This is a genomic window from Terasakiispira papahanaumokuakeensis (genome assembly GCF_001709345.1).
Classification (GTDB): Bacteria; Pseudomonadota; Gammaproteobacteria; order Pseudomonadales; family Halomonadaceae; genus Terasakiispira; species Terasakiispira papahanaumokuakeensis.
Genome location: NZ_MDTQ01000001.1, coordinates 1647035 through 1669654, shown reverse-complemented (window position 1 = coordinate 1669654; position 22620 = coordinate 1647035). Strand labels below are relative to the sequence as shown.

22 protein-coding genes and 3 tRNA genes are annotated in these 22620 nt (G+C 48.7%); 7 read left to right on the top strand and 18 right to left on the bottom strand.

From position 1 onward, the window contains the following. Window positions 1-44 precede the first annotated feature (44 nt). The 5 genes from BFW38_RS07335 to BFW38_RS07315 all read right to left on the bottom strand — a co-directional run bounded on the left by BFW38_RS07335 (window position 45) and on the right by BFW38_RS07315 (window position 5366). Window positions 45-1037: a metal ABC transporter solute-binding protein, Zn/Mn family gene (locus BFW38_RS07335; protein ID WP_084004514.1), complete on the bottom strand. Its 993-nt coding sequence runs from the start codon at window positions 1035-1037 to the stop codon at window positions 45-47. Between the two features lie 302 nt (window positions 1038-1339). Further along, on the bottom strand, window positions 1340-1819 hold the full coding sequence (locus BFW38_RS07330; RefSeq protein WP_068997805.1) for a transcriptional repressor: 480 nt from the start codon (window positions 1817-1819) through the stop codon (window positions 1340-1342). Between the two features lie 51 nt (window positions 1820-1870). Beyond that, complete coding sequence (locus tag BFW38_RS07325; RefSeq protein ID WP_068997804.1) at window positions 1871-2875, bottom strand: alpha-L-glutamate ligase-like protein; 1005 nt, start codon at window positions 2873-2875, stop codon at window positions 1871-1873. Next, a complete protein-coding gene (locus BFW38_RS07320; protein WP_068997803.1) occupies window positions 2875-4425 on the bottom strand; it encodes an inactive transglutaminase family protein in 1551 nt (516 codons plus the stop codon). Before BFW38_RS07320 ends, BFW38_RS07325 begins: the two co-directional genes overlap by 1 nt. A gap of 14 nt (window positions 4426-4439) precedes the next feature. Beyond that, window positions 4440-5366: an ATP-dependent zinc protease family protein gene (locus tag BFW38_RS07315; protein WP_068997802.1), complete on the bottom strand. Its 927-nt coding sequence runs from the start codon at window positions 5364-5366 to the stop codon at window positions 4440-4442. A 353-nt stretch (window positions 5367-5719) separates the two neighbouring features. On the opposite strand from BFW38_RS07315, the gene BFW38_RS07310 reads away from it, so the two are divergent. Continuing rightward, window positions 5720-6277 (top strand): DUF3833 domain-containing protein, encoded by a 558-nt coding sequence (locus tag BFW38_RS07310; RefSeq protein ID WP_245686102.1) that lies wholly within the window; start codon window positions 5720-5722, stop codon window positions 6275-6277. A 110-nt stretch (window positions 6278-6387) separates the two neighbouring features. Here the strand turns inward: BFW38_RS07310 and BFW38_RS07305 are convergent, their stop codons facing one another. From BFW38_RS07305 to gorA, 4 genes are all read right to left on the bottom strand, one after another. Then, window positions 6388-6792, bottom strand: coding sequence for an ectoine synthase (locus tag BFW38_RS07305; RefSeq protein WP_068997800.1), 405 nt, complete (start codon window positions 6790-6792; stop codon window positions 6388-6390). A 148-nt stretch (window positions 6793-6940) separates the two neighbouring features. Continuing rightward, a complete protein-coding gene (gene ectB / locus BFW38_RS07300) occupies window positions 6941-8239 on the bottom strand; it encodes a diaminobutyrate--2-oxoglutarate transaminase (protein ID WP_068997799.1) in 1299 nt (432 codons plus the stop codon). A 94-nt stretch (window positions 8240-8333) separates the two neighbouring features. Then, window positions 8334-8819, bottom strand: a complete 486-nt coding sequence (ectA, locus tag BFW38_RS07295) for a diaminobutyrate acetyltransferase (RefSeq protein WP_245686101.1) — start codon at window positions 8817-8819, stop codon at window positions 8334-8336. A 308-nt stretch (window positions 8820-9127) separates the two neighbouring features. Next, on the bottom strand, window positions 9128-10489 hold the full coding sequence (gene gorA, locus BFW38_RS07290; protein ID WP_068997797.1) for a glutathione-disulfide reductase: 1362 nt from the start codon (window positions 10487-10489) through the stop codon (window positions 9128-9130). A 182-nt stretch (window positions 10490-10671) separates the two neighbouring features. On the opposite strand from gorA, the gene can reads away from it, so the two are divergent. Beyond that, window positions 10672-11331, top strand: coding sequence for a carbonate dehydratase (can, locus tag BFW38_RS07285; protein WP_068997796.1), 660 nt, complete (start codon window positions 10672-10674; stop codon window positions 11329-11331). Window positions 11332-11387: 56 nt separating this feature from the next. On the opposite strand, the gene BFW38_RS07280 is transcribed toward can, so the two are convergent. The 3 genes from BFW38_RS07280 to BFW38_RS07270 form a co-directional block, all read right to left on the bottom strand. After that, window positions 11388-11927, bottom strand: coding sequence for a cytochrome c (locus tag BFW38_RS07280; protein WP_175400948.1), 540 nt, complete (start codon window positions 11925-11927; stop codon window positions 11388-11390). A gap of 18 nt (window positions 11928-11945) precedes the next feature. Next, window positions 11946-13139 (bottom strand): HD-GYP domain-containing protein, encoded by a 1194-nt coding sequence (locus BFW38_RS07275; RefSeq protein ID WP_068997794.1) that lies wholly within the window; start codon window positions 13137-13139, stop codon window positions 11946-11948. A gap of 216 nt (window positions 13140-13355) precedes the next feature. Further along, window positions 13356-13727 (bottom strand): hypothetical protein, encoded by a 372-nt coding sequence (locus BFW38_RS07270; protein ID WP_068997793.1) that lies wholly within the window; start codon window positions 13725-13727, stop codon window positions 13356-13358. Window positions 13728-14116: 389 nt separating this feature from the next. On the opposite strand from BFW38_RS07270, the gene BFW38_RS07265 reads away from it, so the two are divergent. Further along, the gene (locus BFW38_RS07265) at window positions 14117-14911 is read left to right on the top strand and encodes an inositol monophosphatase family protein (protein WP_245686100.1); all 795 of its coding nucleotides are present in this window, start codon (window positions 14117-14119) and stop codon (window positions 14909-14911) included. A gap of 48 nt (window positions 14912-14959) precedes the next feature. On the opposite strand, the gene smrA is transcribed toward BFW38_RS07265, so the two are convergent. Further along, entirely contained in the window at window positions 14960-15568 is a 609-nt protein-coding gene (smrA, locus tag BFW38_RS07260; RefSeq protein WP_068997791.1) for a DNA endonuclease SmrA, read from the bottom strand. 35 nt (window positions 15569-15603) lie between these two features. Continuing rightward, window positions 15604-16380, bottom strand: coding sequence for a glycerophosphodiester phosphodiesterase family protein (locus BFW38_RS07255; protein WP_068997790.1), 777 nt, complete (start codon window positions 16378-16380; stop codon window positions 15604-15606). A gap of 148 nt (window positions 16381-16528) precedes the next feature. Between BFW38_RS07255 and alr the strand changes: the two genes are divergently transcribed. Then, window positions 16529-17611, top strand: a complete 1083-nt coding sequence (gene alr, locus BFW38_RS07250; RefSeq protein WP_068997789.1) for an alanine racemase — start codon at window positions 16529-16531, stop codon at window positions 17609-17611. 639 nt (window positions 17612-18250) lie between these two features. Further along, the gene (locus BFW38_RS07245; RefSeq protein WP_068997788.1) at window positions 18251-18514 is read left to right on the top strand and encodes a GrxA family glutaredoxin; all 264 of its coding nucleotides are present in this window, start codon (window positions 18251-18253) and stop codon (window positions 18512-18514) included. Window positions 18515-18715: 201 nt separating this feature from the next. On the opposite strand, the gene BFW38_RS07240 is transcribed toward BFW38_RS07245, so the two are convergent. From BFW38_RS07240 to BFW38_RS07230, 3 genes are all read right to left on the bottom strand, one after another. Further along, window positions 18716-18792, bottom strand: a tRNA-Val gene (locus BFW38_RS07240). Window positions 18793-18831: 39 nt separating this feature from the next. Continuing rightward, a tRNA-Val gene (locus BFW38_RS07235) sits at window positions 18832-18908 on the bottom strand. A 33-nt stretch (window positions 18909-18941) separates the two neighbouring features. Continuing rightward, window positions 18942-19018, bottom strand: a tRNA-Val gene (locus tag BFW38_RS07230). Window positions 19019-19254: 236 nt separating this feature from the next. Between BFW38_RS07230 and ubiG the strand changes: the two genes are divergently transcribed. Beyond that, window positions 19255-20007, top strand: coding sequence for a bifunctional 2-polyprenyl-6-hydroxyphenol methylase/3-demethylubiquinol 3-O-methyltransferase UbiG (ubiG, locus tag BFW38_RS07225; RefSeq protein ID WP_068997787.1), 753 nt, complete (start codon window positions 19255-19257; stop codon window positions 20005-20007). A 250-nt stretch (window positions 20008-20257) separates the two neighbouring features. Next, complete coding sequence (locus BFW38_RS07220) at window positions 20258-20959, top strand: HAD-IA family hydrolase (protein ID WP_245686099.1); 702 nt, start codon at window positions 20258-20260, stop codon at window positions 20957-20959. A 152-nt stretch (window positions 20960-21111) separates the two neighbouring features. Here BFW38_RS07220 and BFW38_RS07215 read toward each other — a convergent pair whose 3' ends face one another. Further along, window positions 21112-22464, bottom strand: a complete 1353-nt coding sequence (locus BFW38_RS07215; protein ID WP_068997785.1) for an alanine/glycine:cation symporter family protein — start codon at window positions 22462-22464, stop codon at window positions 21112-21114. Window positions 22465-22620: the final 156 nt, after the last annotated feature.

The following is a 22620-nucleotide window of genomic DNA, read 5'->3' as shown; positions in this document are numbered from 1 at the left end:
TATTCACTATGATGAACTGAATCAATCGCCAGTTGCGTTTTATATTACTGACCCTGTGACTCATGACTCAATACTTCGCCAATCTGTGCCCAGGTTTTGGGGAGATCATAGGCGAGGGGGTCAACCTGAATAATCTTGGCGTTCAGCTGTTCCGCCACGCGTTGAGCTGTCGCTTTGCTCATCTGGGGTTGCACTAAAATGAGTTTCACTTTGGCTTGTTTTGCTTTATCGGTTAATTCTGCAAGTTGTCGAGGTGTCGGCTCGTGCCCACCCAGCTCAATAGGCCATTGCTTCAGATTGTAGCGGTCAGTGAGGTAACCCCAGGAAGGGTGGAATACTAACACGGGACTCCCTGCCAACGGGGTCAATTGCTGAGTAAGCATTTGATCCGCGTGCTCAAATTGCTGTTTTAATTGAGCTAGTCCGCGATCATACGCCTCGCGGTGTGCGGGGTCTAGCTGTACCAATCCATCGTGGATATCGATGGCTTGCTGAATAGCAAAACGTGGGTTCATCCAGATATGAGGGTCTGGTAATCCCGCATGATGGTGGTGATGATGATCGTGGTCGTGGTCGTGGTCGTGGTCGTGGTCGTGGTCGTGGTCGTGGTCGTGGTCGTGGTCGCTATCTTCATCCCAATCCGCAACGGCACCCTCAATGTTGCGGACTTGAATGCCTTTGCGCAAATCATCTATTTGCATGTCTTCGTTAATGGCTTTGATACGGCTTAGCCAGCCATCTTCAAACTCCATACCTGCGCGAAAGTAGACATTCGCCTTCTCTAATGAGGCCATTTGACGGGGTGTCGGTTCGAATAGGTGAGGGTCTTGTCCGGGGGGCACCAGCGCGGTGACATGAGCGAGATCGCCAGCGATCTGTTCGGCCATATATTGGTGAGGGGCAATACTGACAAAAACCTCAAGAGGGTCGTGAGCCCAGCTAAGTTGCGGAAGGCCCAGCGTCAAAGTACTGGCGATCGCAATGTGCATTGCTCCCGTTTTAAGTCTTTCGATCCAGTGTGTTGCTTGTTTTTGCATTAGGGCTTCCTCACCGTGATAAAGCGATCAATAGTAAAACGAAAACGTAATTTTGAACTCATATGTTATAACGTAACACTTGGTGTGCCAAGCCTGAGCTGCATCTGCGAATCGTCTCGTTATTGCGCATGCTTAATCCGGTGCAAGCGATTGGGCGTTTTATACCGTTGTGTTTTATATCACTGTTTGTATCGGTGAAAGATTTGAACTGCTGAAAGGTCATTCGTCATGATCGCCGAGCGATGATGACTCGGCGATGAAAGCGGGGGCTGGTAGCGGATATATACTGTCAGTACTTCTGATCAGTGATCTTGTTCTGGCTGCTCTTGCTGCTCTTGCTCTGACTGCTGACAAACATGACACAAGCCATGAAGCTCGATCGTTTTTCTGCGTGTGGCAAAACCAAAATCTTCAGCCACACGATCAAGGTGGATGTTGATTGAGTGGTCATGAACCTCTTGAACATCGCCGCACTCATCACAGATCAATAACTGGAAAGCTTGAACGTGATGAGGGCAGCTACAGCTCACATATGCATTAAGTGATTCAATTCGATGAATCAATCCATGTGCCATCAAAAAATCAAGCGCACGATAAATGGTGGGTGGGCGTGCTGAAGGGTTCTCCCGTGTTAGAAGATCCAGTATGTCATAAGCTTTCGCGCCACCAGGCATATCCGCAATAAGCTCCAACACGCGTTTGCGTGTAGGGGTGAGTCTGAGGCCGGAAGTCTGGCAGAGTTGCTCGGCTTGTTGAATCAACGTTGTCACGTGGTCAGTCATTCAGCTTATGTCCCGCTGTAAGATAGAGGCAATCTCTCATATGGCGCCATCTTATACTGTCGCGACAGGAAGCTCAAAAGCCACCTCTGGCGTGCTGAATTGTTTTTGAGCCCAAGCTACTCGATCCGCCGCATCGGGACGATCAGGTGTTTCTTCGTCCAATGATTCAACCAAGGCCAGCCGTGGTTTTAAACCACACCCGTTAGCCAGTTGAATGGCAAGGCCGGGTCGAGCATTGAGTTCTAACAGTTGTGGGCCATAATCTTTATCAAGCACTAAATCAGCGCCCAGATAGCCTAGGCCCGCCATGTCGTAACAGCTAGCGGCCAAGGTCAGCAGATGTTGCCAGTCAGGAATGATCAGTTCGCTTAATGCCTGACCTGTGTCTGGGTGTTCCATCACCGGGCGGTCGTGCTGTACGGCCCGCGTTGCCTTGCCGCTCGCAAGATCCAGGCCCACCCCAATAGCGCCCTGATGCAAGTTGGCTTTACCGTCGGATGATTTTGTCGAAAGACGCATCATGGCCATGACAGGGTAACCTTTGAAGACAATCACGCGAATGTCAGGCACTCCCTCAAAGGTGAAATCGCTATAAGCGGGATCAAAGTTAATCAAGCGCTCTATGATGGCGACGTCAGGACTGCCGCCAAGACTGTAAAGCCCTGAGATCAGATTCGAAAGGTGACGTTCAACGCGTGAGCGGTCAATCCATTCGCCGCTCGCTTTTTGATAGCGTTCACCATCATGCTGCTGAATCACTAAGATCCCTTTGCCACCGCTGCCTTTGGACGGTTTGATGGCAAACCCGCCTTGGGCGGGTTGCACTTCAGCTAATCGTTTGATTTCACCGTGGCTTCGGATGACGCCCAAAAGCTCGGGCGTATTGATCCGATAGCGTTCAGCTAAAAGCTTAGTTTTGAGTTTGTCATCAACACGGGGATATAAGTGGCGCGAGTTATATCGATTGATATAACTAATATTGCGCTCATTAAGCCCCATGACGCCTTTGTCACGCAGAGGGCGACTCCATTGTTGCAGGATATCAACGAATTTCATCAATCATTGTTCCTTAAGGGCGCGAAACGGCGGAGTTCACTTAAACGGTAACCGGTGTAACTGCCTAGCATTAAGATTAAAGCGAGGACAATCAGCTGTAATCCCAGGAAGTTAAACATCCAGTAACGCATCACTGACAAATCCATTGCGGCCCAGGCCAAGGTGGCGGTCATCAGACTGCCAAACCCTTGTACCAACACTTCATGAGGCCCTTCTTCTTCCCACAAAATGGACATACGCTCAATCGTCCAGGCGAGGATGATCATGGGGAAAAAGGTCATTTTCAGACCGCTTTCGATGTCGAGATGAAAGCTCAGTACCGAGAAGAGCGACACCAGCCCCACCACGCAGACGATGACAGCAGAGACGCGTGCGACAAGCAGCAAATTCAAGTTGGCGAGCGTCTGACGCAACAGCAAGCCCGCGCCAACCACCAGCAGAAAAGTGATAAGGCCCGTCAAAATGCTCATTTGTAAGAAGGCGAGGGCAATCAACACCGGCATGAAAGTGCCCGATGTTTTGAGGCCAACGAGCACCCTTAAGGCGACAACAATCAAGGCTCCTAGGGGAAGCAATAATAGTGTCTTAAACACTGATTGCTCTGCGATGGGTAAGCTGTGAATCGAGAGGCTTAGCAATGCATCAGACGCCATGCGCGTATTGCTACTGGCCGTCGCAGGCTCGCTAGTTTTCAGCATTGAGAAGGTGACTGAAGAATTCTTGCCTCCGACCACTTCTAAAACAGGGCCACCTAGCTGTTCCCAAAGCAACAAAGGTACTTTGGCATCACTACCTGATGTCGTTGCAGAGGGCTGAGAGCTCGATGGATCAAATAAGCGCCACTCATTGCCGGAAAATACTTGCACCAGAGACTGTACTGGTTGACGTCGACGGCCATCTTCTAAGCGCAGGCCATGAACTTCGCGGGCGTGGAAGTCGGCCTGATTCAGTAAGCGAAGCATGGCTTCGACAGGCGAGAGCTCGCTCAGTAATAGACGGGCATTCTGATTGTCTGGATTCTGTAATCGCTGAGCCAATGCTCTTGCGAAACTGAAGGGGTCAGATGAAACCTGATAAGCAGAAGCCAATAGTTGAGCGGCGGCTGTTTTGAGCGGTGTGCTCCAGACCACAGGTCGAATCTCTGGCGGCTCACCTAGCTGAGGAATACGCCGCTGGGGGTCGACACGAAACTGGGCCCGATAATAGAGCAGTTGACTCCCTTGGCCATTACGCAATGTCCAGTCGGCATAGCGTTGGCGTCCTTCATCAAATCCAAGACCATACCCTGGCGATGCCGTATGTTCCGACTGCAGAATGAATCCAGGTTGAGAGGCGGGGAGTGCCAGCTTGACATGAACAGGCCCACCGGTAGCGTCAAACTCGACACGAGCTTCGACATCCCAAAGCTCCTGACGGGTATCCGGCCACCAAGCAATGCCGTGAATATAGTGTCGATATAGGGTGTACGCCGTACCCGCAACCAATAGAAATACGATAATCCATTTTAAGAGCGACTTGGGTCGCTTGGCATGGATTTGTTCAGGCTTCATGCCGAGTTCCCCGATTAGTCATTATTTTGAGTCTCAGAAGCGTTTTTCTTGGCCGCTTGAGCGGTGTCAATCTGAGGGCGTGGCTGTATGTATTCTTGAGAGACATCGATTAAGGCAAGATCCAGCATAAAACGGCGTCCTAATAATACTGGATAGGTCATATCGCCACGGTCTGTCAGCGTAAACGCTACATTTTGACTTAACGTCCCCAGCTGTATCGGTAATTTGACGACCGGACGTTTTTCAACACCGCTGGCTTGTCGAATACGAATATAGTGATCCAGAGGTGCTTCAATTTTCACTGTCTGCCGAGGAGATTTATCATCGTCTTCAGCGTCATCTGAGGTGGCTTCATCGCCACGCGCAACCGCTTCTTCGTCAGCATCATTAGGTAAGGGCAGATCAAACTGTATCCAGGTATCGCCATCACGCTCAAACGTTGTAATGTCGATGGCATGTAATGATGCGGTATTGGCACCAGAGTCAATGCGTGCACGGAGCACAACGCTTTGCTGTGGTAACGCAATCCACTCCGCGCGGCCTAACAGTAATTTGCCTTGGGGCATATCATCGGTTGCACTTTGGACGAGTTGGCTCGTCGCTGATGGGTCTTCTCCTGCCGCGGCGAGTTGCTGCTGTGTTTTTAATGAGCGCATCGCCATATTGAGCTGGCGTCTGATACGCTCATCCAGCGCTTCAGGTAGGTTCTCGAGTTGATGTTCAATTTGAGTCAAGCGTTCTTCGGCATCTTTTGTCATCTGCCTTGATTTCAGCTCTTCACTCAATTTGGAGACAAGGTGCTTGTCACGTTGATCGAGCTGTTGAGACAGTTCTTCAGCTGATACGGATGGGCGCGTTTGATTCAGGCAGCCACTCAGTAATGCTGGAGCCAGAGTGGCCATTAAGCACCAGCGCAAAGCGTTGCGTTGGACCGATCGCATAGACAAGAACCTCCGTTAGACATGGATGCGGTGTATTCTAACGGCATCAGTGTATTTATGAGAGTGTCTCTTGAAAAAGACAATTTAATACATCTTAAAAACCGCTGAAAAGCGAGGGCTCTAAAGGCACTGAAAGGAAGGAGGGAAAAGAGGTGCAAGAACAATAAAACAATTATACAGGATGTTCTACTGAGTCTGCATTTAACATAATATGAATTATCGGTCTTTTGGGGTAGCTTATGGGGGGTTAACAGTGTCAGCGTGATTTTTGATATAGCGCTTGTGATATGTCGTTGTGGTGTATAAGTTCATCTGGTGTGTCATTAGATAGACAACCGATGGGGATATTAAAAGTGAAAAGTTGGCATATCGCGTGTGGGCTCTTATTCGTTGGCCTTGTGGGGTGCTCCAGTCCTGAGGTTCGTGATTATGAGAACACCACTCCCCAGTTTGATATTCAATCCTATTTTGCAGGTCAAACCTGGGCATCAGGGATGGTACAGGATTTTTCTGGAGAAGTGACTCGGCGCTTTACTGTCTCTATTGAAGGGCATACAGATGCCAAGGGCCACTTCATCATGGATGAGCATTTTCAATATGCCAATGGTGAAACGAGCCAACGAGTATGGACTTTTAAACCTGTCGATGAGCATTGCTTTGAAGGGTCTGCTGCCGATGTGATCGGCACCGCCTATGCTTGCCAGTACGGTCATGCGGTTCATATGAATTATGACTTGAGTGTGGAGCTAGACAAGGGTGATTATTGGACTTTTGCGATCGAAGATTGGTTGTACTTGCAGCCTGATGGCACTGTCTTGAACCGGTCGACTATGCGCAAGTGGGGATTTTCAGTCGGCTCTATTACGATTAGTTTTAGCAAGCAGGCACCTCGCACCGCTGGCAGCGAATAACGCAATGCTGCCTATAACCAAATGCAACCCAAATCGTCCTTAGACCATTTGGGTTGCATCCATAATCTATCCCGGCCTGCTTATTGGCTTAGGCCCTATTCGCCTTGGCGTTATGACTGCTCATCAGCAGGAGCATAAGAGCCATCTTCTCGGTGAATTTCTTTACCCGTTAAGGCTGGATAGAAAACACAAGCCACAGTCATTGTCTTGTCTTTACTGGCACGTAATAAATGTTGGTCGTGCTTATCCAAGACATAAACATCGCCTGGTTTGATCGGCCAGACTTTGCCATCTGCAACAGTCTCGACCTCGCCTTCTCCTTCAATACAGTACACCGTTTCTAAGTGGTGTTTGTAATGAATGGGCGTTTCAGTGCCGGCAAAGATGCGTGTGATATGGAATGAGTGATTCATTCCGTCTTCAGCAAGTACCAGGCGTGTGCTATCCCAGTTGCCATTTTCGGCCGTGACCAAACGATCTGTTTTACGACACTCTTCCAGGTTTCGAACAAACACAGGCTACTCCTTATGCTAATCAATAGCCTTCTATTCATTTGTATCAGGGTGATCATGAGTGGATCACCCTGATGCCTCACACCTTACAGCCTTTATGCTTCATGCCCTACAACACAACATACTTTACATTCTACAACTTAGTAAAATATCAGGCATTTGCCGCCATTTTGTGTTCTGTTGAATGCTGTGCAATCAGCTTTTCAACTGCCCGAGAAACAATGTCCAGGCCTTGGGTCAGTTCTTCTTCAGTAATCGTCAATGGGCACAAGCACTTCACGACCTCGCCCTCTGGGCCAGAGGTTTCAATCACTAGACCATTTTCAAAGCACTCTGAGGTAATGCTGTCGGCCATCTCACCATTAGGGAAGGCAAGACCGCGCATCAAACCACGTCCCCGTGTTGAGGTTTTGATACCAACCTCCGCCAGCAGATGAGACAGTTTCTTAAACCGTTGCTCAACCAGCATTCCTTTACGCGTAATCTCATTGGCTAGGGCATCATCCTGCCAGTATTCACGAATAGCCGCAGCCGCTGTGACAAAGGCCAAGTTGTGGCCACGGAAAGTACCGTTATATTGGCCGGGCTTCCACTGGTCCAGCTCAGGACGCATCAATACCATGGCAAACGGTAAACCATATCCTGATAGCGACTTGGAACAAGTGACGATATCAGGTTTGATCCCCGCATGTTCGAAGCTGAAAAACTTACCGGTACGACCACAGCCTGCTTGGATATCATCGACAATTAATAAGATTTCATGGGCGCGGCAAATCTTCTCAAGGCGTTGTAACCATTTAATGGAAGAAGCAGTAATCCCCCCTTCTCCTTGCACCGTTTCAACAATGACGGCTGCCGGAAAATCAATACCGCTTGAAGCATCGTTGAGGACCTTTTCCATGTAGTCCAGGGTATCGACGTCTTCTCCCATATACCCATCATAAGGCAGGAAGCTTGACCCCTGAGTCGGCAGGCCAGCAGCTTCGCGGAACTTACTATTCCCTGTTGTGGCCAGTGCCCCCATGGTGACGCCATGGAAACCATTCGTGAAGGTAATGATATTGGTTCGTCCGGTTGCCTTACGCGCAAGACGTAGAGCGGCTTCGACAGCATTTGTGCCTGTTGGCCCAGGGAACTGAACTTTGTATTCAAGGCCACGTGGCTGCAGAATAATGCTTTCAAACGTCTCTAAAAATTCACGCTTAGCCTTAGTGAAGAAATCCAAACCATGGGTGATCCCGTCATCCATAATATAGTCGACGAGGGCCTTTTTCAGACGAGGATTGTTGTGACCATAGTTGAGCGTGCCAGCACCGGCCAGAAAGTCAATGTACTCAGTGCCTGATTCGGTATAGAGCTTGGCGCCTTTGGCTCGGTTAAAGACAACAGGAAAGGAGCGAGAATATGTGCGAACTTCTGATTCAAGACGTTCCAGCGTATGGGTGTTCATTGATTTCACCTCGGCTGCTTAATAAGTAAAGAGTTGACGTATCAGCTCAAACAAAAGTTAAAGGAACAAAAAGGAGTCGATTAAAGACTCTTAACTAGGCAAAGGCTTCAAAAGGACCAATGCGGACTAATTGTTCCGGGGAGTGCTCGCCACCTAGTTGGTCTGTTGTAAAGAACGTTTCCCCTTCTAATCCTGCTTTGCGATCCCGAGCAAAGGCTTTAAATAATGCCCAAGACGCTTCGTTATCTGGGGTGATCGTCGTCTCTAAGTGCTTGATACCTTGGCATGCACGACGATCCAGTACGGCATCAATCATTTTTCGAGCCATTCCCTGACCTCTCAGTGCCTGACCTACTGCAACCTGCCACAAGAAATAAGTGTCCGACGCTCCCGGCTTAATGTAACCCGAGACAAAACCTGCAACTTCGCCGTCGATTTCTGCAACGAGGCAGGTGTCTGCGAAATGTGTGCATTGCAGCAAATAAAGATAGGTCGAGTTCAAGTCCAGTGGTGGACACTGTTCGATGAGTTGGTGAATTTGAGCACCGTCATCGACTGTCGGGTGACGCAAAACTGGCATCTTGGTTTCCATAAACTCTTTCTTCGTTATCGAATTCGCAAATAATGATAACTTAAAATTATGATTCTGCAAACCCCAAATTATTCATCAACATTAAAAGCATAATTTTTTATTATGTGTATAAGTTGACGAGAAAATGAAAGGGTTATGACGTTTTCATAACGTCTGGGAAAATGCATTGAAAAATATCATTAAGGTAAGCTTTTTCGTGAATGTTTCGTGAATATGTAGCTTTCAGGGGAGTATGGGGGCGTAAAAAAACCGGCGTTTTACGCCGGTCTTTAAGGTTTCAAAGTGAAGTTTTCAGACTAGCGTCGAGTCAGTGAACGCAAAGTCACAAATTCTTCCGCCGCAGTTGGATGGATGCCTACTGTGGCATCAAAGTCTGCTTTGGTTAGCTTGGCTTTTACCGCGATGGCTAAGCCCTGAATGATTTCTCCAGCATCAGGGCCTACCATATGAGCGCCAATGACTTGGTCTGACGCCTCATCAACGATGAGTTTCATCAAGCTTTTCTCTGGGTTATTGGCCAGAGTGTTGCGCATGGGGCGGAAACGACTGACATAAACACGAATATTATCGTAGCGGGCTCGGGCCTCTTCTTCAGAAAGACCGACAGTGGCAATATTTGGCTGGCAGAACACGGCTGTGGCAATGTTGTCATAATCCATGACCTTAAGCGTTTCGCCGCTAAAGAGATTGTGAGTGAGCACCATGGCCTCTTCAAGGGCCACAGGGGTCAGCTGAGGACCGCCTGTGACATCCCCTAAGGCATAAATACTGGGAATGTTGGTGCAGAAAGTAGCGTCGACCCGAATATTGCCTTCCGCATCGTACTCAACGCCGACCTCTTCCAGCCCCAGGTTCTGTGTGTTAGGTCGTCGACCTGTTGCGCATAGCACCGCATCGACTTCCAGTGTATGACCGCTGGATAGCGTGACTTGGTAACTTTCCCCTTTGGGGGTAATGCGCTCAATAGTGTCGTTAAAATGGAGTTTCATCCCTTTTTGATCAAGTTGTTCATGGACAAATTCACGAACTTCTTGATCAAACCCCCTCAGGAAAAGGTCGCCTCGATACACTAGGTGACTTTCGGCGCCAAGACCGGCAAAAATGGAAGCAAACTCGACGGCGATATAGCCACCGCCATAGACAAGGAAGCGCTTTGGAAAAGTCTCGAGATCAAAGACTTCGTTCGAGGTTAGGCAATGTTCTGCACCTTCAAACTCAGGAATGAAAGGCCAGCCCCCTGTGGCGATTAAAATACGTTCTGCCGTGTAGGTGTGATCGCCAACGGTCACTTGATTGGGGCCGGTTAAGCGACCCCGTCCCTCTATACGCTCAACCCCGCTGTTAGTCAGCAAGTTGTTGTAGATGCCATTGAGCCGCTTAATTTCTGCTGCACGATTGTCTCGCAATGTGGGCCAATGAAAGCTGACATCGCCGATTTTCCAGCCATAACCTGCCGCATCATGCAGGTCTTCAGCAAAGTGTGCACCATAGGCGTAGAGTTTTTTGGGCACGCAGCCAACATTGACGCAAGTGCCGCCCCAGTAACGATCTTCAATAATCCCGACGCGTACCCCTTCATGTGAAGCCGCCATTCGTGCCGCTCTAACGCCCCCTGAGCCTGCGCCGACGACCAGTAAGTCGTAATCATAAGTTTGCATCGGAACTCCTTCGGATTAAAAATATCGTATATCTCAAGCTATTGATTGGCAGGACAGTGTCTATTCAGCGATCCTGCAAAATGTGTCTGTATGTCATTGCGCGCAAACGCTACACTAGTGTTCATGATGCCACTAAAAACATCATGATGTCTTTGACTGCTTCAGGATTTTAATGACGACCCATGTGCGATATTGACCAGCTATTTAAACAAAACCGGGAGTGGGCCGCGCAGATCTCAGCCCAGGATCCGGACTTCTTTCATCGCCTCTCTCAACAGCAAAATCCAGATTTCTTCTGGATCGGTTGCTCTGATAGCCGTGTTCCCGCGAACCAGATTACTGGCCTAGAACCCGGCGAGGTATTTGTTCATCGTAATGTGGCGAATATCGTTCACCATAATGATATGAATGTGCTGTCATCTTTACAGTTTGCCGTCGATGTATTGAAGGTCGAGCATGTCATGATTGTAGGCCATTACGATTGCGGAGGTGTCCGTTCGGCTTTATCTAACAGTCAGTATGGTTTAGTCGATTATTGGATAAATTCCATCCGCGACCTCTATCTTCTTCATCAGAAGTCATTGGAAAAGATGGACTTTGATGATCAGGTCGACCGAATGTGTGAGTTGAACGTGATGGCTCAAGTGGCGAATGTTTGCCGTAACAAGATTGTTCAACGTGCTTGGGCAAGAGATCAGAAGTTGAGCATTCACGGGTTTTGCTATGGCCTAAAAGATGGGCTGTTGAAAAATCTGGATGTATCCGTTTCCAGCGTAGAAGAAGTGCCCGCTGTTTATCGTTTTGATCCGGTACTTAGCCAGGCCTCCCCCACTGAGGATTAAGTGCTGCCATAGGATTAGAATGATGCTGTATCGAGCCCGCTACTGGTCTACGGCCTTTAGCGGGTTTTAAATAGCCGGTGACATTGACGGCAACTTTTCGCCGTGACATCGATCATATCAGCAGCTTGATTCAAACTTCCGAAGCGCAGTTCCTCATCAATACGCCCCATTCGATCCAAGAATTCATTGAGCTCACGTTTGAAGTGTGTTGATTCGGTCCATACTTCAGGAGCTGCATGGCTTTCTTGAACGCGCCCAGCAGCGGTTGCCGGCTGCGTGAATAAGACAGGAAGGAAGTTGGAGAGCTGGACTAAGCGTTGAGCATCTGATTGGGCTTGTTGAAGATCAGTGGTGCGCTGATTGACGACGTTAAAGCGCAATTGCTTAAACGTTTTTTCGATGGCTTCAAACACCTGCTGCCGCTTGGCAACAATTTCACTGGGACTTAATTCTGCCAATGTTTGGGCTTGTACAGGCCCCGCCAACAGGAATACAGCGGCCATGAGCAGTAAGGCCACAAGGCTTGACTTGAGTGTTTGGCATAGTGGTTGCATTGATGAGCGCAGTACCTTCGAAATAGCATTAATGCTTGCCATGCAGATGTTTGCCATGTGTTAGTTGACTCGTTTTAGCTTGATATCCCATAAAATAGTGGGGTTCAAATGAGGAATGGCGTCTCGTGGTAAAGATTCTACAACAGCGTAACGTTCAAGGCTGGTATCCCGTTCACGAGGTCGCATATAAAGCTCCCCCTTGGGGTCTTTGACACTGACAACAACCGGAGCACGAGTGTCCTGGGTACGTTGAGTCACGACTGCTGTCTCTTTACTTTTCAGTTTGACACAAGCCCCGGGTGGATAGATCCCGAGTTCATTTAAAAAAATCATGGTCAACTTGGGGTCAAATTGGGCTCCGCGCTGTTTGAATAAAGCACGGAGACTTTGCTGTGCACTCAACCCAGGCCGATAGGGACGACTAGAGACCAGGGCCGAGTATACATCACCCAGCGCAATGACCCTCGCTTCTGCGCGTATCTGACGTCCTTTTAATCCCTTCGGATAACCACTGCCATCAATTTTTTCATGGTGCTGAAGAACAACTTCTAACCATAATGGATCGGTTACGCCTGCTTTTTCCAGGAGTTTGACACTTTGGATCGGGTGTCTATTAACCAGTTCGCGCTGTTTAGGCGTTAAAGGCTTGCGCTGACGGTTCAATTGCAGCTGATAAGCATTCATACCCACGTTTTGTGTGAGTGCTGCAGCCAACATGGGCAATTGATAGCGTTGTGGGATATTCAGCTTTTTCGCAATGAGGGCTGAGATAATCGCCACATGTAGCGGATGCTGAACAATATAAGGCTGCCGACTGTTTAAATGCACTGCGCCTAGTAATGCATCGCCATTGAGCTTACAAAGTCCTTGAATTTGCGAAACCAGTTCGTAACAGCGTCGCTCGATACTGCCGGGCTTGGGCTGCTCTTCGTGATCCAGTGTGACAAATATATCGGCGAGGGCATAACAGAACTCGTCGAGTTCCGTAAAAGGGTTAGTGTCATGAGCATAACGCACGGGTTGAGGCAGATGAGCATCTTCTTCCGCTTGCTCTTCTTCAGGGGTTTGCGGCTTGGCTCTTTCTCGGTGGCCACTGCCGAGTAGCATGTCGAGTTTTCGTTGGCTATCGACTTGCGCACCTTCTCGCATAAGTAGCTTGCCATCCGCACTAAAAACCGTCCACGGCAAAGTATCCCCAAGGGCAATTTCATCATCTTCAAGGGGGTAAAGTCCCTGATTATCGTCGATCAACATGGACAGTCCTGTGTGTTATCAGCGTTATGGGCTAGCCCACATAGGCTGATAGGTTCTAATCAGATCCGATAGCACCGCGTTTGAGGCTTTAGTCAGTGTAAACCATGCACATCCTAACCGACCCTCTCTTCGAATGCATGATGGAAAAGTCGAGTATTACAAAGACTTACAGCTAGGTAATATAAGGATGCGCCAAGGCGTTGAGGCATATCGATATCACTCACTAGGTTGCTTTGTTGAGTGCTCTGTTTTTGATGTCATTGACGCTGCTGATTCGGCCTCTTCTTGTGCCTGGCGCCATTGCTCAACAGTCGAGAATCCGGCTTGCTGGGCTTGTGTGAGTAACGTTTGTTGATACTGCCCAATGAATGCGAACAGGGCCACAACCAATAAACATAAGCTGACCCCAACATGTAGCAATGGCATATGCGGCAGTTGCCAACGATGCAGCGCATAATGCCGTGTCGGTGGCCACCAAATCAGGCCGACCAGGATCAACATTAAACCTGAGAGTAGATAGAACTGACTGAACCATAAGCCTGCCAGTAACAATACGCTGGTCATGAGCCAGCTAATGAACTTGATCATACCTGTGTACGTAACCTCTGAATCTAAGTTTCAGTCTGAAAGAATGGGACACACTTTGCGCTGCCCTTTCGGTTCAAGCGGTCTATCACATGCCACCACTCGATGTCACACACTACACACACTATGTGTACTGTATCGAGATTGGAATCATTAGAGTGAAGTTAAAATTTTATCATTAGATAGCATCACTACGACGATGATATGAAAGCGCTTTAGTATGATTGATAATGTAGATCAACTCATGGGATTACCCCTGGAATGATACGGTGAGGTCGAGATGTCACGGTAATGACTGCCAGAATGCTGCGGTGCGTGCTCAGGGCCATTTAAACTCGATATTGAATTGCGGAGCGTCAGAAATGTCATCTCAGGTCGAAGTTGCAAAGAGAATGGAATGGGCCCAAAAATGGGCGCGTGAGGCGGGCGAGATCATGAAGCAGGCCCGTTTTGCTGATCATAAAGATAAGGCGATTCAATGGACATACAAAGGTGAGCAGCAAGAACTCGTTACGAATGTTGATCGGCACATTGACCAAATGCTGTGTGATGCGATTCGTGCGACTTTTCCTGAAGATCAGATTGTGAGTGAGGAAAGCTTCCCTCACCGTTCTAATACAGCTTTATCTCATGATATGTGGGTGATTGACCCTATCGACGGTACGGTGAACTTTGCGCATGGCCTGCCCCACGTTGCGGTTTCTATTGCGTGGTATCACCAAGGGCGCCCTTATCTTGGTGTGGTATATGCCCCTTTTCTCGATGAAATGTTTGCTGCCCAACTCGGGAAGGGAGCAACTTTGAATAATCAAGCCATTCAAGTCAGTCATCACAAGGCCTTGAAAACGGCTCTGATTGGTACTGGCTTCCCCTATGAGCGGGCACAACGGCATGCGCTCATCCCAACGCTAACCCAGGTGTTGACTCACTGTCAGGATATTCGGCGTTGTGGCTCAGCGGCTTTGGACTTGTGTCATGTTGCATGTGGCCGCCTGGATGGCTATTACGAAACGGTCAGTTTGTGGGACTTCGCTGCTGGCATCCTGATCGCAGAAGAGGCAGGTGCAGAAGCCAGCCATTTTCAACCCGTCACTGAGACACGCTATCTCACCGGTGATCACTGGTTAGTTTCAACGCCTGAGATTCATCAGGCGTTGAATGATATCGTGACGTCAGTCGCAGTATGATGTTGAAGGTTAGGTGACGAGGCTAACCGTGTTATTGATAAGAAACACTTAACGATTGCGGCGCTTGGCAAAATATTCTCGATTGGCCAAGCGTGCCTCAGGGCTTTTTCTGAGCAGTATATAGAGCGCGCCTCGCCCCCCGTGCCGTTCCGATGCTTGGTGATAAGCCAGTACTTCTGGGTATTCTTGAAGCCAGGTGGCCACCATGCTGCGCACAACATTGGTATGGCCTGCAACGTCTTTTTCTTTGCTCTTGCCATGGATGATCAATAAATTACGCAGTCCTGCCTGAACTGAATCCTGCATAAACTGGCTTAATTCACGGCGGACTTGGTCCAGCCTTTTGCGCAGAAGAACAAGTTGAGCATCAGGCGGGTAACGGCCTTGACGAAGCTTTTGCATGACGCCCTGTTGAATGCCTTCTAGGTGGAAGTTGAGCGGTGTTAGCGGGTCAATTAACTCAATATTTTCAGTGCTTAACCAGCGCAATAATTGCTGCTCATCCTCAAGCGCAGCGGCCTGACGTCTCGCTTCTAATGTTTTCTCATCGGGCTGTCGGTTTATTGATTGGTCGAGGTGCCGATGGCCTTTATAGGTTATAGGTTGAACGTCGGCCATGGCTTCATGAAACAAAGACTGTTCTTCAAATGTTGTCATGGAACTCTCCCCTCACTGGTCAATATGTACGGAGGTCATTCGATTGAGTCGTTCACATCCAATGCCTGCCGAATATGGCTGCTACGGCTAAACGCCGTTTCCCGCATTAGATCCGGGCGGTCGGTGAAAATTCCACTTACTCCCCAGTGATAAAGTTTTTGCGCCCTTGCCGGGCGGTTGACAGTATAGACATAGCACTCAAGCCCTTGTGATTTGAGTTGCTCAACCTGGTGGCGGCGTAGTTTGAAGTTATTGAGATTAATCGCGCTGACGCCTAGGCGTCTAGCATCGTCCGCCCAGTGAGTGGGCAGCTGGTCCCATAAACGTGCTCTGGGGTAGGTTGGGGCTATATTGAGACAAGTGTCTAACGCTGCGCCATTAAAACTAGAGATCACAATGGGAAGATCGGGAAAGTCCTTAAGCACTTCTAGCATCAAGCGAGCGGTAAGCTTGGCAAGCTTAGGCTGGCTTGGCTTGATTTCGAGGTTGAGCCCGACACCAAGAGTTCGTGCAGTGCTTAACCATTGGACCAATGAAGGAATGGTATCCGCTGGCCAATGACTGCCATAAGGCGGTTGTACTTGTATCGCCTGTAGCTGAGCCCATGTCTGTTGGTCTGTGGTGCCCTTATGGCGTGTCACGCGTTGAAGGTGATCGTCATGAAAGATAATCGGTACATGATCTGATGTCAGCATGACATCGGCTTCTATCCATTCGATCTGGTGATCAATAGCAGCACTCATCCCGGAGAGGGTATTTTCTGGCGCCAGTTGTCGCGCGCCTCTGTGGCCAATCAAACCTGACATCAGCATGATGCTTACCTTAGAAAAAGAAACTGCTTTGAGAGTTTAAATCAGAGCTTAGCACTGGGATCAGCTTGAAATTTACCAAAAAACAAGCCTGAATAAGAGTAAAGTAACTGCCTTATTCCTTGTTTTTATTTCTGTTTTGGATTCTGTCATGAGTCGACCTCTCTACGCCGATATTAATTTACAGGCATTGCAGCATAATTATCACTTGGCGCAGCAATGCGCGCCTAATGCCAAGGCCATTGCGATTGTGAAAGCTGATGCTTATGGTCATGGCGCCGTTCAGGTTGCTCAGGCTTTAGTCAATGATGCGCCCGCATTCGGGGTCGCGACGATCGAAGAGGCATTGACACTCAGAGAGGCTTCTATCCAGACCCCTATTCTACTTCTGGAAGGTTTTTTCGAGTCATCGGAAATTGAATTACTCCATGAGCATCAGCTGTGGTGTAGCCTACATAGTGAATGGCAGTTACAGATGTTGGAAGCCTGTGATCAGGAGGGCAATCTAACGCTATGGCTAAAAGTCGATTCAGGTATGCACCGACTCGGGTTCTGTCCTGACGATGCTTTAGCTCAAGTGATTGAGCGCCTTAAGGGGTTAAAGGCAGTAGGCCAGCTCGGTTTAATGACACATTTTGCGCGTGCCGATGAGGCAGATAACCCTTACACCTCGCGGCAGATAGAGTTGATGAAAGCGCTCGCGGCTCAGTATCAATTACCGCTTTGCATTGCCAATTCTCCAGCGACGATGCAGTTTCCTGAGGCTCAAGGCGACTGGGTCCGCCCTGGGATTATGCTTTATGGCGCTTCTCCCCTGCCGACAGGTCACCCAGTGGGTGATCAATTGCAGACCGTGATGACACTGCGTTCAAAGTTAATTAGTGTGCGTGAGTTACCCGCAGGTGAGCCCATAGGTTACGGCGGGCGATTTGTTACGCCTCAAACCCCCACGCGTATTGGCGTCGTTGCAGCAGGTTATGGGGATGGCTACCCTAGGCATGCCGTTGATGGTACGCCGGTATTAGTTAATGGTCAGCGAGTGCCTTTAGCGGGTCGCGTATCAATGGATATGTTAACCGTTGATTTAAGTGATCAACCTAATGCCCAGCCTGGTGATGACGTCGTGTTATGGGGAGAAGGGCTTGATATTAATGAAGTGGCGGCTGCTTGTGACACGATTAGCTATACGCTGATGACAGGTCTACTGCCACGAGTGCCGCGACGATACCGCTAACCCTGAGTGTATTTGGGGCACCCTTGCTCATCAAAGGAGATCATTGCGGTGTGCTGGGTTGTCTCGTCAGGTATCGATTCACCTGCGGTGTATGCAAATGCGTACACTCTTCCATGACATTGACCTCTAGGGAGCTGAAGGAGTTTTCTTTATTCTATATTCAGCGTTAGGAAAGGAACTTCTAGGCGCTCGTTCAAGCAAATATCAAAACGGCCCCTCGTGGGCCGTTTTATTTTATGGTCTTTCTGCAAGCCTCCTGCCCCTCCTCCCCATACCTCTAGTTCTCGTGACTGAAGCTTTTGAGTGGTGTCCTGTTTTTCGGCTATGATATTCGCAAAATCCCGATATATTGATCATCAAAAGTTAATCATGCTTGTTTTTTAATAGCATTTCTTAATTATGATCTTGAAGAATTGCAATTAGACCCCCACCTTATTTTGCAAGACACTAGTCCCATCGATAGAGACAAACTCATCGGCTCAGCCTTCGACGAGTTGAGTGGCTTGAGAAGGAAAGGTTCATTGTCCGTCATTTGTTGGGAGTGGGTCAGCTCGCTGCTGATGCTCGATCGTATATTTTTTGATGAAGTGATGAGGCTTCTTCAATTCCAACCGACTTAAGAAGAGAGGAATTATTATTATGTTTACTGTTATTTTTGGTCGTGCAGGCTGCCCTTTTTGTACTCGTGCCAAAGAACTCGCAGAGCGCTTATCTGAAGAGCGTGATGACTTTAGTTTTCGCTATATCGACATCCATGAAGAAGGTATTACTAAAGCCGACATGGAAAAGACCATTGGTAAGCCAGTTGAGACAGTGCCTCAGATTTTTGTCGACCAAACGCATATTGGTGGCTTCACTGAATTTGAGCAGCATGCCAAAAATGAAGGTTGGATTGGTGCTTAATCTTCTTTGATATTCCCAAAACTGGGTGTTTCTAAGCAAAAACCGGCGAATATCGCCGGTTTTTGCGTATTGGTGCCCATAAAGCCTGGGCCACAACAGGCCATGATATAAAATGACACTGTCTATTAATGAGTATTCTATTAATGGAATAGGCGCTTAAACTGGAGGATTACTGAGAAATGCTGAATTGTATTTCAGCATTGGTAGGACTATCCGGACTCGAACCGGAGACCTCTACCATGTCAAGGTAGCGCTCTAACCAACTGAGCTATAGTCCTATTTGAGGCGGGAGCCATCTTGATGAAGCTTGAAGGGCTTGGTAGGACTATCCGGACTCGAACCGGAGACCTCTACCATGTCAAGGTAGCGCTCTAACCAACTGAGCTATAGTCCTGCATATTCAGCCACTTCAATACTGACACGATTGTGGTAGGACTATCCGGACTCGAACCGGAGACCTCTACCATGTCAAGGTAGCGCTCTAACCAACTGAGCTATAGTCCTATCATGTCGTTACGGGAGGGCATTATAGAGATAGCAGTCTGAAACGCAAGCCTTTTTTGATGGTCCAGCTATGCTGTCTTATGATCCTGATATGAGTCAGCCATCATCCCCTGATGATTCAATATGATATGATGTCAAGCCACATCATAAGTCGGGCTTGATTGAACTAGGAGCCATATTGGCCCATAAGCCTGAATGAATGCATATGTGAATGAACTTCATAGAGAGAGATCACAATGCCAGAAGAAGCCGCGTCGACTGCTCAATACTCATCACCTTATGAGGGTGCCAATGTTGATCATGGTGAAATTGCCAAGTTTGAGGCATTGGCTTCACGCTGGTGGGATCCCGAAAGTGACTTCCGCCCGCTACATGAGATCAACCCCCTGCGTGCGAACTGGATTGATCAGCATGCTAACGTTGCAGGCAAGGTGTTGCTTGATGTGGGGTGTGGTGGTGGTATTTTAAGTGAAGCTATGGCTCATCGAGGCGCCCAAGTGACCGGTATCGATATGGGTGAGGCGCCTCTGGCTGTCGCGCGTCTACATCAATTGGAATCGGGTGTTTCGGTCAATTATCGGCAGATTCCTGCAGAGGCGCTGGCCGAAGAGATGCCTGAGCAATTTGATGTCGTGACGTGTCTCGAAATGCTTGAACATGTACCTGATCCGGCTTCTGTGATTGATGCCTGCCAACGCTTACTAAAGCCTGGCGGCCAGGCGTTCTTTTCGACAATTAACCGGAACCCAAAAGCTTATTTGTTTGCGGTTGTGGGGGCAGAATATGTACTTAAAATGCTGCCACGAGGGACTCATGAGTACAGCAAATTTATTAAGCCCTCTGAATTAGGGGAATGGGCGCGTCATGCGGGGCTTGAAGTGCGGGAATTGATTGGTTTGACTTATAACCCGTTGACAAAGCACTACCGTTTAACGCCTAAAGATGTGCAGGTCAATTATATGATGCGTTGCCTGAAGCCCGAATCCTGAAAGGGGGAGACTCCGTCGCTTAAGACTTGCGCCTAGGTTCACGGGTCACCGGGTCATATTGCGTCCGTGAACCTAGTAAAAGCATATGAGGTCATATTTAAGACTTCTCAATTTGGTTCAGGATGTGCTACTAGTTGAATACATGGCTATTGGACGCCGTGCTTGATATCGATTGGCCTCTCGAACTCAATTCTCATTCGTTGAGGTCAGTCTTATCATCTCATTGCTTTTTATGAAGGATAGTTATCTCGTGACTTTGGACGAACCACCGCCGCTACAAGCGGTACTTTTCGATCTTGATGGTACATTAGTCGATACTGCGCCAGACTTGGCTCATGCATTGAACCGTCTTTGTCAAGAGCATGGGCTGGAGCCCTTACCGTACGAAAAAATTCGCAATGAAGTCTCTAACGGCGGTAGCGCTTTGGTTCGTTTGGGCTTTGATACGGCAAACAATACTGCGTTGCATGAACAATTGCTTACGCGTCTTCTAGCGCTTTACGGTGAGTCTGTTGCGGAATATAGCCACCTATTCCAAGGGCTTGAGGATCTTCTAGACTACTTAGACCGTGCCGCTGTTTCTTGGGGGATCGTGACCAATAAACCAAGGCCTTTTACTGAGGCATTAGTCAGTAGCCTCGGCCTTCACTGTGATGTCATCGTCTGCCCTGAAGACTTGCAAGTTAAAAAACCCGATCCTGCTCCCCTACTCTATGCCGCTCGGCAAATGGCGATCCCTCCTGAGCAATGTATTTATATCGGTGATCATGAGCGCGATATTCAAGCGGGTCGGCGTGCAGGCATGCAGACTATTGCCGTTAGCTATGGCTATCTTGGCCCGCGTGACGACCCGGAACACTGGAAGCCCAATCATGTCATTTCAACACCTCAGGCTTTAACTGAGTGGCTTTGCCGACAACTTCAAACTGAAGCAGGCACTTTGCCTGCTTGATATGATCCGTTTCCGTCACCCCTAATGTTGTCCGTTTAACGCTGAAATTGAAAAGCCCGATACCGTTGTTGGCGGTATCGGGCTTTTTCATATCTAAAAATCAGTTAAGTCAGTACTATACGCTTTTCTTGCTAAAAGTGCGTTAGAAGGCACTAGATCGCATCTTTTAGGCGTTCTTTGGTTAAGCTAAACACAACCGGGCTGAGCAGTAATAAGGCCACGAGGTTGGGGATGGCCATCAATGCATTCAGGGTATCTGCAACGAGCCAGATAAAGTCTAGGCTCAGCGTTGAGCCCACTGGTAACGCGATGATCCAAAGCACTCGATAGGGCGTAATGGCTTTAATTCCGAAAAGAAACTCAACACAGCGCTCGCCGTAAAGACTCCAGCCTAGAATCGTTGTAAAACCGAAAATGGCCAATGCGAAAGCCACTACATACCCACCAAAACCGGGAAGTACTTGATCAAACGCCATCGACGTCAACGCAGCACCAGACTCGCCGGACTGCCAAGCCCCTGATGACACGATAACCAAGCCGGTAATGGAGCACACAATAATGGTATCGATGAAGGTACCTAGCATGGCAACAAGGCCCTGACGAACAGGGTTACGCGTTTGTGCGGTTGCGTGAGCAATTGGTGCACTCCCCAACCCGGCTTCATTAGAGAAAACACCACGCGCGACGCCAAAGCGAATGGCACTGGCGACAGCTGCACCGGCAAACCCGCCGCCTGCTGCAATTGGAGTAAAGGCGTGTGTAATGATCAAAGTAAAAGCACTAGGCAGCTGTGAAGCGTTAAGCACCATGACCAGCAGGCCTGCAAGGATATAGAATACGGCCATAAACGGGACTAATGCGCCGGCCACTTGGCCAATGCGCCGAACGCCTCCCAACAATACGAGCCCTACCAGCACCATCAGAACAACACCTGTTGCCCAATGAGGGATCGCAAAGTTGGTTTGCAGTACATCGGCCACTGAATTGGATTGCACCGTGTTGCCAATGCCAAAGCCTGCACAGGCACCAAAGATGGCAAACAAAATCCCCATCCAGGCCCAGCGTTGGCCCAAGCCATTGCGGATATAGTACATAGGGCCACCTACATGCTGGCCGTTTTCATCAACCTCACGAAAACGAACCGCAAGGACGGCTTCAGCATATTTAGTCGCCATGCCGACCAATGCCGTACACCACATCCAGAAAATGGCACCTGGGCCACCGAGAGCGACAGCCGTGGCAACCCCTGCGATATTACCTGTGCCCACCGTCGCTGAGAGTGCCGTCATAAGCGCATTAAAAGGAGAGAGTTCACCTTCTTTTTCATCTTCCTGGCTGGAAGATCGCCCGCGCCACATGAGCGCGAAGCCTGCTCCTAGCTTGCGGATTGGCATCCCTTTGAGCCCTAGCATCAGGTATAAGCCAACCCCTAAGATCAGCATCAGCATGAGGGGGCCCCACACGACCGAGTTAATTGCCTTTACCCAAGTGGTTAAAACATCCATCTTAAAATATGCCTCATATCAGCTTGTTATCAGAGTTATACGCTTCAAAAATCAACCTAGGTTTTCTGCTAGGAGAGCCGCCATTTTGAGTACAAAGTAAGTTTATGTCTCATAATAAGAACGAAAAGAGCTGCAACCTGGTTGATTTGAAACAAA

Coding starts and splice junctions, on each gene's coding strand:
- BFW38_RS07265 (WP_245686100.1), top strand. CDS start 14,117: ATGGAATGGGCCCAAAAATGGGCGCGTGAGGCGGGCGAGATCATGAAG.
- BFW38_RS07320 (WP_068997803.1), bottom strand. CDS start 4,425: ATGAAGCCTGAACAAATCCATGCCAAGCGACCCAAGTCGCTCTTAAAA.
- BFW38_RS07215 (WP_068997785.1), bottom strand. CDS start 22,464: ATGGATGTTTTAACCACTTGGGTAAAGGCAATTAACTCGGTCGTGTGG.
- BFW38_RS07335 (WP_084004514.1), bottom strand. CDS start 1,037: ATGCAAAAACAAGCAACACACTGGATCGAAAGACTTAAAACGGGAGCA.
- BFW38_RS07255 (WP_068997790.1), bottom strand. CDS start 16,380: ATGCTGATGTCAGGTTTGATTGGCCACAGAGGCGCGCGACAACTGGCG.
- BFW38_RS07280 (WP_175400948.1), bottom strand. CDS start 11,927: ATGGCAAGCATTAATGCTATTTCGAAGGTACTGCGCTCATCAATGCAA.
- gorA (WP_068997797.1), bottom strand. CDS start 10,489: ATGCAAACTTATGATTACGACTTACTGGTCGTCGGCGCAGGCTCAGGG.
- BFW38_RS07245 (WP_068997788.1), top strand. CDS start 18,251: ATGTTTACTGTTATTTTTGGTCGTGCAGGCTGCCCTTTTTGTACTCGT.
- BFW38_RS07330 (WP_068997805.1), bottom strand. CDS start 1,819: ATGACTGACCACGTGACAACGTTGATTCAACAAGCCGAGCAACTCTGC.
- can (WP_068997796.1), top strand. CDS start 10,672: ATGTGCGATATTGACCAGCTATTTAAACAAAACCGGGAGTGGGCCGCG.
- ectA (WP_245686101.1), bottom strand. CDS start 8,819: ATGCCAGTTTTGCGTCACCCGACAGTCGATGACGGTGCTCAAATTCAC.
- BFW38_RS07315 (WP_068997802.1), bottom strand. CDS start 5,366: ATGCGATCGGTCCAACGCAACGCTTTGCGCTGGTGCTTAATGGCCACT.
- BFW38_RS07275 (WP_068997794.1), bottom strand. CDS start 13,139: ATGTTGATCGACGATAATCAGGGACTTTACCCCCTTGAAGATGATGAA.
- BFW38_RS07270 (WP_068997793.1), bottom strand. CDS start 13,727: ATGATCAAGTTCATTAGCTGGCTCATGACCAGCGTATTGTTACTGGCA.
- ectB (WP_068997799.1), bottom strand. CDS start 8,239: ATGAACACCCATACGCTGGAACGTCTTGAATCAGAAGTTCGCACATAT.
- alr (WP_068997789.1), top strand. CDS start 16,529: ATGAGTCGACCTCTCTACGCCGATATTAATTTACAGGCATTGCAGCAT.
- ubiG (WP_068997787.1), top strand. CDS start 19,255: ATGCCAGAAGAAGCCGCGTCGACTGCTCAATACTCATCACCTTATGAG.
- smrA (WP_068997791.1), bottom strand. CDS start 15,568: ATGACAACATTTGAAGAACAGTCTTTGTTTCATGAAGCCATGGCCGAC.
- BFW38_RS07325 (WP_068997804.1), bottom strand. CDS start 2,875: ATGAAATTCGTTGATATCCTGCAACAATGGAGTCGCCCTCTGCGTGAC.